Genomic DNA, 12,787 nt, shown 5'->3' on the forward strand with positions numbered 1-12,787 from the left:
CAAATGGGCAACGCAATCCTGTATCGCATGGCCTCGGGCATCCCGGGGGACATCTCGCGCCAGTCGCAGGCGACGGTCGAATCGATCGCGCTGAACTCGGCATCGCCGTTCGCCGGCTACGGTTTGTTCGGCAAGATCGTCAACGGCAAGTTTGTGCCGGTCGGCGCTGGCGACACGGCGACGGCAGCGTACGGCCTGCTGGTGCGTCCGTTCCCGACCACCGGTGGTGCCGCGTCGGACCCGCTGGGCACCGCTACGCCGCCTGCAAGCGGCATCGGCGACGTTATGCGCCGCGGCTACATGACGGTGAAGAACAATGCCGGCACGCCTGCGCTGAATGGCCAGGTCTATGTCCGCGTGGCCGCTGCTGCTGCCGGCAAGCCCATCGGCGGCATCGAGGCGGCAGCGGACAGCACCAACACGATCGCCATTACCGGCGCCATCTTCACCAACGCCGGCGATGCCAATGGCAACGTCGAGATTGCGTACAACATCTAAGGGGTCACCCAGAATGAGCAAAATCATCCTCCCGCGCATGGCCGCGGCGGCTGCGATCGCCACGGTCAATGCCCCGGCCGTCATCCGCGCCCGCACGCGCGACAGCATGCTGACGTTCGACAACCGGACGATCGACAGCACCGGCGCGTTCCTGATCGGTGAGCTGGAACGCCTGGATCAAACGCTGCACGGCCCGCTGGCGTCGGTCACCTGGTCGCGCGACATCGATCTCCGCGAGGACGTGTCCATCGCCGATGAAACGTCGTCGTTCACGAACTCCAGCTTCGCTGCAGCCGGCGGCCCGTCGCCCACTGGAAAGTCGTGGATCGGCAAGGACGCATCCGCCATCGCCGGCATCGCGCTGGACATCGGCAAGACTGGCAATCCGCTGACCCTGTGGGGCATGCAGATCGGCTGGACCATTCCCGAGCTGGAATCGGCCCAGAAGCTCGGCCGCCCGGTGGACCAGCAGAAGTTCACCGGCATGCAACTCAAGCACAACATGGACGTCGACGAGCAGGTCTACATCGGCGACAGCGTGCTCGGTGTTACCGGCCTGGTGAACAACGCCGCCGTGACCAACGTTTCGAACGCCGCCACCGGCAGCTGGGCCACGGCGACGCCGGACCAGATCCTGGCCGACGTCAACGAAGAGCTGACCAGCGCCTGGGCGGCGTCCGGCTATGCCGTGTGCCCGTCCGAGCTGCGCCTGCCGCCCGCAAAGTTCGGTCTGATCGTCAGCAAGAAGGTCAGCGACGCTGGCAACATCAGCGTGCTGGAGTACCTGAAGCAGAACACCATCTCGAACTCGATCAACGGCCGTCCGCTGAACATCCAGCCGTTGAAGTGGCTGTACCAGCGCGGCGCGGCCAATGCCGACCGCATGATGGTGTACACCAAAGAACAGGACAAGGTCCGGTTCCCCATGGTGCCGCTGCAGCGCACGCCGCTCGAGTACCGCGACATCCGCCAGCTGACGACCTACTTCGGTCGCCTGGGCGTGGTCGAGGTGGTCTACCCCGAGCTGATCGCATACCGCGACGGCATCTAATCGGAGAGCGACATGCCCACCACCAAATACGTCAAGAAGGCGTTCACCCTCCAGCACGACGGCGAGAAGCACGACTTTGCCGTCGGCGAGGTGCTGCCGGCCAAGTTCCACGACCACTGGTACGCGCAGGCGCATACCAGCGACCAGCCGGTGGCGGCCGATGCTGGCGCGGCGGCCGACGAGCTGCTGGTCGAGCTGGAAGCGAAGGCCAAGGAGCTGGCCGAGCGCGAACAGGCGCTGAAGGATAGCCAGGGCATTCTGCAGACTATCCGGGAAGAGCAGGATGCCAAGGCTCGGGCGCTCGCCGAGCGCGAGAAGGCTACCGACCAGCGCGAAGCCGACCTGAACGCCCGTGCCGAGGCGCTGGACGGCCGCGAGGTGGCCATCGCCGAGCGCGAGAAGACCGCCGACGCGGCAGCCAAGCAGTCCGGCAAGAAGTAACGGGGTATGATGCCTCGCGAGGGGCATCAGCCGACCACCTATGACGCCAGAACAGTTCAGAACCGATTTTCCGGAATTCGCCGACACGACGAAGTACTCGGACGCGTCGATCGCGTTTCAGCTGACCATCGCGACGTCACTGGTGAACCCCTGCCGATGGGGCGTGCTGACCGATCAGGGCATTGAGCTTTGCGCGGCGCACTTCCTCGTTCTCGCGCGACGGGACGAGGCAACTGCCGAAGTCGGCGGCATCCCGGGCCAGGTCACTGGCCCACAATCTTCCAAAGCAGTCGATAAGGTCAGCGCCAGCTACGACACGGGCGCGGCGACCATTGACGACGCTGGTATGTGGAACCTGACGACATACGGTGTTCGGTTCCTCACTCTCGCCAGAATGATGGGCGCAGGCGGCATGCAGCTGTAGTCGCGCCGCCCCATCGGGAGCATCCCCTATGGGCTTCATCAAGACGGACCGTCTCAAGGACGTCCTGCAGTCGATCAGCGGACTGGTCGACAAACAGGTGCTGGTGGGGATTCCAGACAGCACCGCGGGCCGAAAAGACGAAGGCGCGCCGCTCAGCAACGCGGAAATCGGGTACATCCAGGAGAACGGGGCGCCGGAGATCAACCTGCCGGCGCGTCCCCACCTCGTGCCAGGCGTCGCCGCCGCTCAGCCGAAGACCTTGCCGCAGTTGCAGAAGGGTGTCGAGGCGGCACTGGACGGCGATCTTGACGGTGCCAAGCGGCGCATGAGCATGGCTGGCCTGGCTGCCCAGTCCTCGGTTCGCGCGCTGATCAACAGCGGCATCGGCCCGGCGCTGAGCGACGCCACGCTGCGCAACCGAGCCCGGCGCGGCAGGAAGGGCGCGAAGGAAGAGTTGGCGTCCCGCGAAGCCGGGCAGCAGCCCAGCACCGAGCTGGCCAAGCCGCTGGTAGACACTGCGCAATACCGCAACTCGATCACCTACGTGCTTCGCAAAAGGAAGTGACCCATGGCACTACTCGACGTCGTCGACGTGCTGCTCGATCCGGATTTCATGGACACCGGCCTGGTGTGCAACCGGCTGGCGCAGACAGTCGACGGGCACGGCCGCGCGCAGAACACGCCGTCGGCTACGACCTTCGCCGCGGTGGTCACCAGCGACAAGGGCGACATCCTGCAGCGCGGTTCCGACGGTAGCCTGATCACCGGCTCGATCACGCTGCATACGCCGTTCCGGCTGATTGACGGCAGCCCCGGTCAGGACGCCGACGAGGTGATCTGGCAGGGCCGGACCTACACCGTGGTCAGCGTCAACGACTACAGCCATTTCGGACGGGGCTTCGTGGCCGCTGTCTGTGATCTGAAACCGCTTTCGGGGTAATCCATGGCAAACACCAGCGCCACCGGCGGCTACCTTGTGCCGACGGCGCCGGTGCCGCTCGAAGACGACGCGCTCGACGATCTGCTGCAGGAACTGGTTGCTGGCGTGACTGGCCTGCCCGGCGCCATGGTGCGCCCGCGCTGGCAGACGACGGTGCCGAAGCATCCAGAGCCGTCCGAGAACTGGTGTGCCATAGGCGTCAACAGGCAGGCGAACGATGCCAGCCCGGCCATCCAGCATGACGGGGACGGAGACGGCAGCGACGATTACATCCGGCACCAGGAGATTGACCTGCTGTGCTCGTTCTACGGGCCAGCGGGAAAGGGATACGCCCAGCGCCTCGCTGACGGCATGTCCATACCCCAGAACAGCGAGCAGCTGGCGCTCAGCGGCATGAAGTTCGTGAGAGCGAGCGACATCCAGCCCGCGCCGGCGCTCATCAACCAGCAGTGGAATCGGCGATACGACCTGACGCTGACCCTGCGCCGCAAGATCACCCGGACCTATCCGGTCCTCAACCTGTTGTCCGCCGAAGTGCAAAGCACCACCGACTCGGTGCCGCCGGTGGCCGCGACGACCAACATTCACCAGTAGAGGGATGACCATGCCCAACGGACTGCCGGTTTCGCGGCTGATCAACGTCACCATCAACATGTCGCCGCTGGCGGCACAGGGCGCCAACCTGAATACGGAGCTGATCCTGGGCGCATCGGCGGTAATCGACACCAACGAGCGCATGCGCGCTTACGGCACCATCGATGCCGTGGGCAGCGATTTCGGAAACACTGCGCCGGAATATCTGGCCGCGTTGCTGTACTTTCAGCAGACGCCCCAGCCGTCCCAACTCTATATCGGCCGATGGGCAAAGACGGCCACATCCGGCTCGCTCCGCGGCGCGGCGCTGTCCGCCGCCCAGAAGGACATCACGGTGTGGAAGGCGGTCACTGCCGGCTCGTTCAAGATCACGGTGGACGCAACGGTCAAAACCTTGTCCGCCTTGGATTTCTCGGGCGTGACCAACCTGAACGGCGTGGCCACGATTATCCAGACCGCGCTGGCGGGTGCCGGCTTCGTCTGGAACGGGTCGCAGTTCGTTGCGACCTCACCAACCACGGGCACCAGCTCGAAGATCAGCTACGCCACGCCGACCGGCTCGGGCACCGACATTTCGACCATGCTGGGGATGACCAGTGCGCTGGCTTCGGCGCCGGTGGATGGCATCGTCGCGGAGTCGCCCGACACGTGCGTGAACATCTTCCTGGACCGCTTCGCCAACAAGTTCCTGGGCATCCAGTTCGCCGACACGTCGCTGACCAATGATCAGCACGTGGCCGTGGCGGACCTGATCGAGGCCGATCAGCGCCACATCTACGGTGCGACGACGCGGGAACCGCAGGCTCTCGACGGAACGGCGACCACCGATCTGCTGTCGCGCTTCAAGGCAAAGAGCTACAAGTACTCGTTCGCCCAGTATTCGAGCAACAGCCCTTACGCTGCCGCGTCGCTGTTCGGCCGCCTGCTGACGACGAACTTCAACGCCAACAACACGACGATCACCCTGATGTACAAGCAGGAACCCGGCATCGTTCCGGAGACCCTGTCGAGCACTCAAGCCAATGTGCTGCAGGACAAACGCGGCAACGTGTTCGTCGAGTACGACAACGACACGGCCATCGTGCAATACGGCGTGACGCCGAGCGGCATTTTTATCGACTCGGTCTACAACTCGATCTGGTTCCGCAACCGCATCCAGACCGATGTGTACAACCTGCTGTACCAGAGCACGACGAAGATCCCGCAAACCGATGGCGGGAACGCGCTGATCGCCACGGCCATCGAGGGCGCGTGCGCGGCTGCCGTGAACAACGGCTACCTGGCCCCGGGCGTATGGAACTCCGCCGGCTTCGGTGCGCTGAAGCAGGGCGACACCCTGGCTAAGGGCTACTACGTCTACACGCCGCCGATTGCGCTGCAGTCGCAGGCCGACCGGGAAGCACGCAAGTCGGTGTCGTTCCAGGTAGCGGCGAAAGAAGCCGGCGCCATCCACAGCGTTGACATCCTGGTCAACGTGAACCGCTGATAGGGGAAAGAAGCCATGAAAGGCGGAACTTATTCGTTCATCGATGTACAGGCCTCCATCGTCGGGCCCGGCGGCGCCTTCCAGCTGGGCTACGGCGAAGCCACGGCCGAAGAAGGCATCACCGTCGCCATGGCCAACGACAAGAACGCCATGACTATTGGCTCGGACGGCAGCGGCCAGCACAGCCTGCGCGCCGACAATTCGGGTCAGCTCACCCTCCGATATCTGAAGATTGCGCCGGTGAACGCCATTCTGATGGCGCTCTACAACGCGCAGAAGATCGACAGCCGCTTGTGGGGCAAGAACGTCATCACGGTGTCCCAATCGGTGGCCGGTGATCTGGTGGCAGCCACCCAGTGCGCGTTCAAGAAAGTGCCCGACCTGTCCTATGCCACCGAGGGCGGCACGGTCGAATGGGTGTTTGACTGTGTGCACATCGAAGAAATGCTGGGGACTTACTGACCATGGGCCGTGAAATTCAGCTCGGCGGCAACGCCTACTCGATCGGCCGACTGACGGCCAAACAGCAGTTCCACGTGTCGCGCCGCATCGCGCCGATCATTCCGCCGTTGATCCCGGTCTTCGTGAAGCTGGCGAAGACGAGCGGCGGCGCTGCCGGCGCAATCGGCGCGCTCACCGGCGACCTGGACGGCTTCGGCCAGGCACTGCAGCCGTTCGCTGATGCGCTTGCCGCCATGAACGATGCGGACGCCGACTACGTCATGGACAACTGCCTGACCGCCGTGCAGCGCCGGCAGGAGACTGGCTGGGCTTCCGTGGTGTCACCTGGGCAGAAGACGCTCATGTTCCAGGACATGGACATGGCAGTAATCCTGCCCCTGGTGGTGCAGGTCATCGTGGCCAACCTCGGCCCTTTTATTCAAGGGCTGCTTACAAGCCAAGCGAGCAGCCCGGAACCGGCGGCACAGGCTGGCTGAGGCGCCTTCCGAACGGCGAGGACTGGCTGATGGCCCCGGTGATGGAGGGCATGTGCAAGTACGAGTCGCTGACCGATGGCACGTTGGGCCTCGAAGACATCGCGCTGATGAACGACGCGCTGGCCGTCCGGGCCGACAACCAGGCGGCCGCGCGCCGCACCTTGGAACAGCAGAGCAATGGCCCAAAGCACCGTCATCCGTGAATTCCTCGTCGCCCTTGGCTTCAAGGTCGACGAAAAGGGCCTGAAGAAGTTCTCCGACGGCGTCGAGCAGGCCACCAAGGGCGTCAAGCAACTGGTGACGACCATCTCGGCATCGGCTCTGGCCGTCAGCGTCGGCGTGTCCGCGCTGGCGTCGAAGCTGGAGAACCTGTATTTCGTCTCGAGGCGCACGGGTGCGGCAGCCAACAGCCTGAAGGCGTTCGACTTCGCCGCCCGCAATATGGGCATCTCGACCGAGACTGCCTTTGGGGCGGTCGAGAGCCTGGCCAAGTTCCTGCGCAACAACCCGGCCGGCGAGGGCTACCTGGCCACGTTGGGCGTGCAGACGCGCAATGCCAACGGCGAGCTGCGCGACACGGTGGACATCCTGTCCGACCTTGGCGCCGAGCTGGCCAAGCGCCCGACCTGGCTGTCCAGCCAATACGGCAACATTCTGGGCATTGACGAGAACCTGCTACTGGCCATGCGTGACGGCGATTTCGCCAGGTTCATGCAGCAGTATCGGGAGATGTCCCGGCGCAACGGGCTGGACAAGGCGGCCGAAGACGCCCACGCGTTCATGGTGGCCCTGCGCGGCCTGGGCACCACGTTCGAGAACTTTGCCATCAAGGTGGAGGGCGCGCTGCTGCGCAAGGTCGGGCCGCAGCTCGCACGGTTCCAGAAGTGGTTCGAGGACCATTCTGGCGAGATCGCGCAGCGCGTCGCGGACATTGCAAGCGCCATCCTGACGGCGGTGGCGGCTCTCGGGCCGCCGCTGTCGTGGCTCTCCGACCAGTTCATCGAGCTGGACAAGGCCACCGACGGCTGGTCCACGAAGATCATGCTGCTGGTCGGCGCATTCGGTGCGCTGGGCGGGTTCAAGATCGTCAGCGGCATCTGGAAGATGGTTGCGGCGGTGCGCGCGCTGGGCGCAGCCAATGCTGCTGCCGCGGCGGCTGGTGGCGCTGCTGGCGCTGGCGGGGCTGCCGGCGCCGGGGCTGCCGCAGGGTCGGGCGCTGGCTGGTTGGCTCGCTTCCTGCCGTGGGCCGCCCGCATCGGTGGCGCTGCGGCGCTCATGTTTCGAAGCGGAGACCTGAACACTGGCGAGGATGCAGAGCTGGCGCGCCGGCGTGCGGCGGCCGGCCAGCCCGCAGGTACGGGCGGGGCTGCGTTCGACGCTGTGTCGTTCTTCCAGAGCATGGGCTGGTCGCACGACCAAGCCGTGGGGATCGTGGCCAACCTGCAGCGCGAGAGCGGCAGCGGCCTGAATCACCAGGCCGTCGGCGATAGCGGCCGGGCCTATGGCGTTGCGCAATGGCACCCTGACCGGCAGACGAACTTCAAAGCGTGGTCTGGAAAGGACATCCGGGATTCGTCCCTGATGGAACAGCTGCAGTTTGTGAACTACGAGCTGACGCAGGGCGCCGAGCAGCGCGCCGGCCAGTTGCTGCGCGCTGCGCAGAACGCCCAGCAGGCTGGCGAAATCGTGTCGCGCTACTACGAGCGGCCGGCACAGGCCGATCTGGAAGCCGCCCGCCGAGGGTCCGCCGCGGTCGACCTGCAGCAGCAGACCACAATCAACCTGTACGGCGTGCCCGATCCGGCGGCGGCTGGGCGCGCGGTGAATGACAGCCAGCGGCAGGTGAATGACGAGCTGGTGCGCAACATGCAGGGGGCAATCTCGTGAGTTTCCTCGACATCATCACCTTCGTGCCGAAGACCATCGGCCCGGTGACGGTCGGCTGCACGATCGAGGAAGCGCACCAGGACGAGCTGCAGATCACCGAGCATCCGGTCGAGAAGGGTGCGCAGATCAACGATCATGCGTTCAAGCTGCAGCCGGAGGTAACGATCCAGTGCGGCTGGTCGAATTCGGACCTGGCCGCGCTCGTCGGCACGCTCGAATCGATCTTCGAAGGCGGCAGCTTGCCGTCGGCCGACTACATCAGCACGGTGTACTCGCAGCTGCTGTCGCTGCAGGAGACCCGGCAGCCGTTCGACGTCGTCACGTCGCTGCGCATGTACCGCGACATGCTGTTCAAGTCACTGCGCGTGGTGAAGGACCAGAAGACGGGAGCTGCGCTGAGCGTCACCGCCACCCTGAAGCAGATCCGCATCGTGCAGACCCAGGCGACGAAGTTGCCGCCGAAGGAAAATCAGGCAGACCCGCAGGCCACTGCCGAAACCCAGAACACTGGCACCAAGGCCGCGATGCCCGCCATGCCAGCGCCTGGCGGCTCGGTGCCACCGACGAGCATGTGATGCCGACCTTTTACGAGATACCCCTGACACCGGATCCACAGCGGTTCACAGTGACGCTGAGCGGCGTGGACTACCGCATGACGGTGCAATACCGCGACGCCGGCGGCGCCGGCTGGGTGCTGGACGTGGCCGACGCGACCAACCTACCGATCGTGAGCGGCATCTCGCTGGTGACCGGTGTGGACCTCCTGGGCCAGTATCGACATCTGGGATTTGGCGGGCGGCTCTGGGTGCAGGGCGCGGCGGATCCCGATGACGTGCCGACGTTTGAAGACCTGGGCCTCGGGTCGCACGTTTTCTGGGTGACTGATTGATGGGCACGCCACAATACGGCCGCAAGGTCTCGCTGATCATCGGCCGTGACGGGGGCGCCGCGCGGGAGCTGGCGGACCTGCGCGTCGTCTTCAAAGTTCAGCGGGGCGACCTGCAGACGCCGAACTCGGCCCGGATTCGCGTCTACAACGCATCCGAGACCACGAAGCAGCTGATTGAGAGCGAGTTCACCCGCGTGGTGCTGCAGGGCGGCTACCAGGGAAACTTCGGAATCATCTTCGACGGCAACATCAAGCAGGTACGGCGCGGGCGCGAGAGCCAAACGGACACGTACCTCGACATCACTGCGGCGGACGGCGACTCGGCCTATAACTTCGCTGTGGTGAATACCACGCTGGCCGCAGGGTCCACGCCGGCCGAGCACGTGGCCGCTGCCTGCACCGCCATGAACCCGTATGGGGTCACTCAGGGATACGTTCCCGACCTGCAGGCGAACCCGCTGCCGCGCGGGAAGGTCATGTTTGGCATGGCGCGCGACTTCATGCGGTCGGTCGCGAAGACAACCCAGACGGTCTGGAGCATTCAAGATGGCAAGGCCATCCTGGTTCCAGAGACGTCATACATGCCGGGCGACATCCCGGTAATCACGGCCGACACAGGCATGGTAGGCCTGCCCGAGCAGACTCAGAACGGCATCACGGTCAAGATGTTGCTGAACCCCAGCGTCAAGATCGGCCGGCTGATCCAGATCGACAACGCCAGCGTGCAGCGGTACGAGTACAGCCTGAATGTCGGTCAGCAGGCGCAGAATGAGCGCATCCAGCAGCAGGCGAAGCTCCAAGACGACGGCTTCTACTACGTGATGATCGCGGAACATTCCGGCGACACGCGCGGTAACGAGTACTACACAGACGTGATCTGCTTGGCCGCCGACGTGACGGTGCTACCGGACAACTTCAAGGACAAGGCCGCGGTGCCGCCCGACAACGTGATCAAGCGGTTTGGCTAGCGCCCGTAGGTAGGTAGCGCCTTGATGGTCATGGTGTTGCGATCGGCGTGGACATCCGCCAGCGGCATGACGCTGAGCGACATCGACTTGGTGGGCAACTTCGGCACCACGATGATCGCCTTGCCGTCGATGTCCTTGCCCCAACAGCCGATGTCCCAGACCCCGCTGAACGAGGCATAGGCGCGCATGTCCTTCGCATGCACCAATGGCAGCTCGCACTTCTTGTTCAGGTAGAGGATGGTGGGGAAAGGGTTGTTGACCGTCTGTCCCACCTGCATGCCGGCGAACGGATAGACATAGGCCTCTTCTGCCGACGCCAGGACAGGGGCAAGCACAGCGGCGATCAGTACCAGCTTCTTCATAGCGACACCCATGGACAGACGAGAGAGAGCAGGCGATCCCGAGACAGCGTTTCGGGAGGCGTTGGACGGGATGCGCGCGGGACTTTGGACTGCGCTGCCCGGGATCATCCAGTCGTTCTCCGGCGGCGGCGATTTTCCCATGACCTGCGCCGTACAGCCTGCGATCAAGATGCTGGTGCGACAGCAGGACGGCACCATTGTGAGCACGCCGCTACCGCTGCTCGTGGATTGCCCTGTGCAGTTCCCATCCGGTGGGAATTGTAGTCTGACCTTCCCGGTTGCTCCAGGAGACGAGTGCCTGGTTGTTTTCGCCAGCCGATGCATCGATGGGTGGTGGCAGTCCGGCGGCGTGCAGGAACAGGCTGAGGTGCGCATGCACGACCTCTCGGACGGGTTCGTGCTCCTTGGATTTCGGTCGAAGCCCCGCGCGCTGCCGAATGTGAGTACCACGGCCACGCAACTACGATCCGAGTCCGGCACGACCTACATCGAGATGAATCCAACGCTGCAGAAGGTCAAGATCGTCGCGCCTGGTGGATTCGACGTGGTCGCACCCCTGTCGACCTTCTCGGCAGCAGTGACGATCACGGGGCTGTTGACGTTTGTGGGCGGCCTGGTCGGAAGCGCGGTTAGCGGGGCGGCAGCCGTCTTCAATGGCGTACTGAATGTCATTGGGCAAATCACCGCGAATGGAAAGCGCGTCGATGACACCCACACCCACAACGGCGTGCAGCCCGGCAGCGGCAGCAGCGGCAACGTGAACTAAGGATCTCCATGCGGTACCGAAAGCTATCCGGCACTGGTGACTATGTCTTCGGTGGGCAGCAGGCCGATTTCTACAAGGACGTCCCCGAAGCGGTGGCCCAAGCTGTGCTCACGCGGCTGCGCTTGTTGCGCGGGGAATGGTTCCTCGACAAGACGGCTGGCACGCCATGGAGTACCGAGGTGCTGGGAAAGTACACCAACGGTACGTACGACGCCGCTATCCGCCAGCGCATCCTTGGCACGCAAGGCGTGAAGGAAATTGTCGAGTACTCCGGCACCGTCGACACCGAGAAGCGGCACCTGAGCGTGGTCGCGAGGATCAACACCATCTACGGCCCCACCACCGTTGAGGCGACTCTGTAATGGCCATCACCACGACCGCACCCACACTCGATGCCAGTGGCATCACCGCGCCGACCTATGCTGATGTCCTCGACTATCTGAAGGGAAAATTCCGCGGCATCTATGGGCCGGACACGTACCTGGAGGAAGATAGCCAGGACGGCCAGTTGCTGGCTGTGTTCGCCGACTCCATCAACGATGCCAACGCCGTTGCTGTGGCGATCTACCGTTCCTTTAGCCCAGCCACCGCACAGGATGATGCACTGTCGAGCAACGTCAAGATCAACGGTATCGCGCGAAAGGCCGCATCGTTCTCTACAGTCGATCTGCTGATCGTCGGCCAGGCCGGTACGACCATTACCAATGGCGTCGCCACGGACGCGAACAAGAACAAGTGGACGCTGCCGGCGACCGTGACGATTCCGCCTTCTGGCCAGATCACTGTCACCGCGACGTGCATTTCAATCGGCGCCATCAGCGCAGCTGCGGGCACGATCAGCCAGATCGGCACGCCGACGCTCGGTTGGCAGACGGTGACGAATCCGGATGACGCCGCGGAGGGCGCGCCCGTCGAGAAGGATGCCGCCTTGCGACAGCGGCAGACAGTGTCGACGGCGCTGCCTTCGCTGACGGTTCTGGACGGCATCATTGGTGCCGTGGCGAACGTTCCTGGCGTAACGCGGGTTCGTGCGTATGAGAACGACACGGCGTCAATTGATTCCAACGGGCTGCCCGCGCACTCGATTTCGCTTGTGGTGGAAGGCGGTGATTCGACCGATATCGCAAACGCGATTGCCAAGAAGAAGACGCCTGGGTCGCCAACCTACGGAACGACGGCCGTTGCCGTGCAGGACATCTACGGGCGTCCAATCACCATCCGATTCTTCCGACCCTCGACGGCGGCTATCACGGTAGCAGTAAGCCTGAAGGCTTTGACGGCCTATACCACTGCGGTCGGCGATGCGATCAAGCAAGCGGTCTCCGACTACGTCAATGGCGTAGCCATCGGTGGCGGGGAGTCGGGAAGTGTCGAGTGGGCCGATTCGATCACGGCGGCCAACAGCGTCGGGGGTGGTGCCGCCTTCAAGCTGACAGCGCTGGCATTGGCCGGGCCGGGCGGGCCGGGCGGGCCTGACGTGGCGTTGGGCTTCAGCCAGGTTGCCGGGTGCACGCCGGCGGCGGTGACCCTGACGGTGTCCTGA

The 12,787-nt window shown here is 64.3% G+C and carries 19 protein-coding genes; 18 read left to right on the forward strand and 1 reads right to left on the reverse strand.

Annotated elements, in window-relative coordinates; genetic code table 11:
* Positions 1 to 3: 3 nt before the first annotated feature.
* From EHF44_RS10520 to EHF44_RS10585, 15 genes are read left to right on the forward strand one after another with little or no spacing between them, the layout of a single operon-like run.
* Positions 4 to 498 (forward strand): structural cement protein Gp24, encoded by a 495-nt coding sequence (locus EHF44_RS10520; protein WP_124683696.1) that lies wholly within the window; start codon positions 4 to 6, stop codon positions 496 to 498.
* A 13-nt stretch (positions 499 to 511) separates the two neighbouring features.
* Entirely contained in the window at positions 512 to 1,549 is a 1,038-nt protein-coding gene (locus tag EHF44_RS10525; protein ID WP_216643953.1) for a DUF2184 domain-containing protein, read from the forward strand.
* 12 nt (positions 1,550 to 1,561) lie between these two features.
* On the forward strand, positions 1,562 to 1,990 hold the full coding sequence (locus EHF44_RS10530) for a hypothetical protein (RefSeq protein ID WP_124683697.1): 429 nt from the start codon (positions 1,562 to 1,564) through the stop codon (positions 1,988 to 1,990).
* Positions 1,991 to 2,030: 40 nt separating this feature from the next.
* Positions 2,031 to 2,414 carry a DUF4054 domain-containing protein gene (locus EHF44_RS10535; RefSeq protein WP_124683698.1) on the forward strand — a complete coding sequence of 128 codons (384 nt, stop codon included), beginning with the start codon at positions 2,031 to 2,033 and terminating at the stop codon, positions 2,412 to 2,414.
* Between the two features lie 28 nt (positions 2,415 to 2,442).
* Positions 2,443 to 2,979 carry a hypothetical protein gene (locus tag EHF44_RS10540; RefSeq protein WP_124683699.1) on the forward strand — a complete coding sequence of 179 codons (537 nt, stop codon included), beginning with the start codon at positions 2,443 to 2,445 and terminating at the stop codon, positions 2,977 to 2,979.
* A gap of 3 nt (positions 2,980 to 2,982) precedes the next feature.
* Positions 2,983 to 3,354 carry a hypothetical protein gene (locus tag EHF44_RS10545; RefSeq protein WP_124683700.1) on the forward strand — a complete coding sequence of 124 codons (372 nt, stop codon included), beginning with the start codon at positions 2,983 to 2,985 and terminating at the stop codon, positions 3,352 to 3,354.
* A 3-nt stretch (positions 3,355 to 3,357) separates the two neighbouring features.
* Positions 3,358 to 3,948, forward strand: a complete 591-nt coding sequence (locus EHF44_RS10550; RefSeq protein WP_124683701.1) for a phage neck terminator protein — start codon at positions 3,358 to 3,360, stop codon at positions 3,946 to 3,948.
* A 10-nt stretch (positions 3,949 to 3,958) separates the two neighbouring features.
* On the forward strand, positions 3,959 to 5,434 hold the full coding sequence (locus EHF44_RS10555) for a DUF3383 domain-containing protein (RefSeq protein ID WP_124683702.1): 1,476 nt from the start codon (positions 3,959 to 3,961) through the stop codon (positions 5,432 to 5,434).
* A 15-nt stretch (positions 5,435 to 5,449) separates the two neighbouring features.
* Positions 5,450 to 5,896, forward strand: coding sequence for a phage protein (locus tag EHF44_RS10560; protein ID WP_124683703.1), 447 nt, complete (start codon positions 5,450 to 5,452; stop codon positions 5,894 to 5,896).
* A 2-nt stretch (positions 5,897 to 5,898) separates the two neighbouring features.
* Positions 5,899 to 6,372 carry a phage tail assembly chaperone gene (locus EHF44_RS10565; protein WP_124683704.1) on the forward strand — a complete coding sequence of 158 codons (474 nt, stop codon included), beginning with the start codon at positions 5,899 to 5,901 and terminating at the stop codon, positions 6,370 to 6,372.
* 29 nt (positions 6,373 to 6,401) lie between these two features.
* A complete protein-coding gene (locus EHF44_RS28310; protein WP_172966038.1) occupies positions 6,402 to 6,575 on the forward strand; it encodes a DUF6889 family protein in 174 nt (57 codons plus the stop codon).
* Positions 6,550 to 8,259: a phage tail tip lysozyme gene (locus tag EHF44_RS28315; protein ID WP_172966039.1), complete on the forward strand. Its 1,710-nt coding sequence runs from the start codon at positions 6,550 to 6,552 to the stop codon at positions 8,257 to 8,259. The genes EHF44_RS28310 and EHF44_RS28315 overlap by 26 nt, the downstream gene beginning before the upstream one ends.
* Entirely contained in the window at positions 8,256 to 8,834 is a 579-nt protein-coding gene (locus tag EHF44_RS10575) for a phage baseplate protein (RefSeq protein WP_124683705.1), read from the forward strand. Before EHF44_RS28315 ends, EHF44_RS10575 begins: the two co-directional genes overlap by 4 nt.
* On the forward strand, positions 8,834 to 9,148 hold the full coding sequence (locus tag EHF44_RS10580) for a phage baseplate plug family protein (RefSeq protein WP_124683706.1): 315 nt from the start codon (positions 8,834 to 8,836) through the stop codon (positions 9,146 to 9,148). Before EHF44_RS10575 ends, EHF44_RS10580 begins: the two co-directional genes overlap by 1 nt.
* Positions 9,148 to 10,116, forward strand: a complete 969-nt coding sequence (locus EHF44_RS10585) for a phage protein (RefSeq protein WP_124683707.1) — start codon at positions 9,148 to 9,150, stop codon at positions 10,114 to 10,116. Before EHF44_RS10580 ends, EHF44_RS10585 begins: the two co-directional genes overlap by 1 nt.
* Here EHF44_RS10585 and EHF44_RS10590 read toward each other — a convergent pair.
* On the reverse strand, positions 10,113 to 10,478 hold the full coding sequence (locus EHF44_RS10590) for a hypothetical protein (RefSeq protein ID WP_124683708.1): 366 nt from the start codon (positions 10,476 to 10,478) through the stop codon (positions 10,113 to 10,115). The genes EHF44_RS10585 and EHF44_RS10590 overlap by 4 nt on opposite strands.
* Before the next feature lie 10 nt (positions 10,479 to 10,488).
* Between EHF44_RS10590 and EHF44_RS10595 the strand changes: the two genes are divergently transcribed.
* From EHF44_RS10595 to EHF44_RS10605, 3 genes are read left to right on the forward strand one after another with little or no spacing between them, the layout of a single operon-like run.
* Positions 10,489 to 11,244: a Gp138 family membrane-puncturing spike protein gene (locus tag EHF44_RS10595; protein ID WP_124683709.1), complete on the forward strand. Its 756-nt coding sequence runs from the start codon at positions 10,489 to 10,491 to the stop codon at positions 11,242 to 11,244.
* 8 nt (positions 11,245 to 11,252) lie between these two features.
* The gene (locus tag EHF44_RS10600; protein WP_124683710.1) at positions 11,253 to 11,606 is read left to right on the forward strand and encodes a hypothetical protein; all 354 of its coding nucleotides are present in this window, start codon (positions 11,253 to 11,255) and stop codon (positions 11,604 to 11,606) included.
* Positions 11,606 to 12,787 carry a baseplate J/gp47 family protein gene (locus tag EHF44_RS10605; RefSeq protein ID WP_124683711.1) on the forward strand — a complete coding sequence of 394 codons (1,182 nt, stop codon included), beginning with the start codon at positions 11,606 to 11,608 and terminating at the stop codon, positions 12,785 to 12,787. The genes EHF44_RS10600 and EHF44_RS10605 overlap by 1 nt, the downstream gene beginning before the upstream one ends.

The organism is Cupriavidus pauculus, assembly GCF_003854935.1.
In the GTDB taxonomy this organism is placed as follows: Bacteria; Pseudomonadota; Gammaproteobacteria; order Burkholderiales; family Burkholderiaceae; genus Cupriavidus; species Cupriavidus pauculus_C.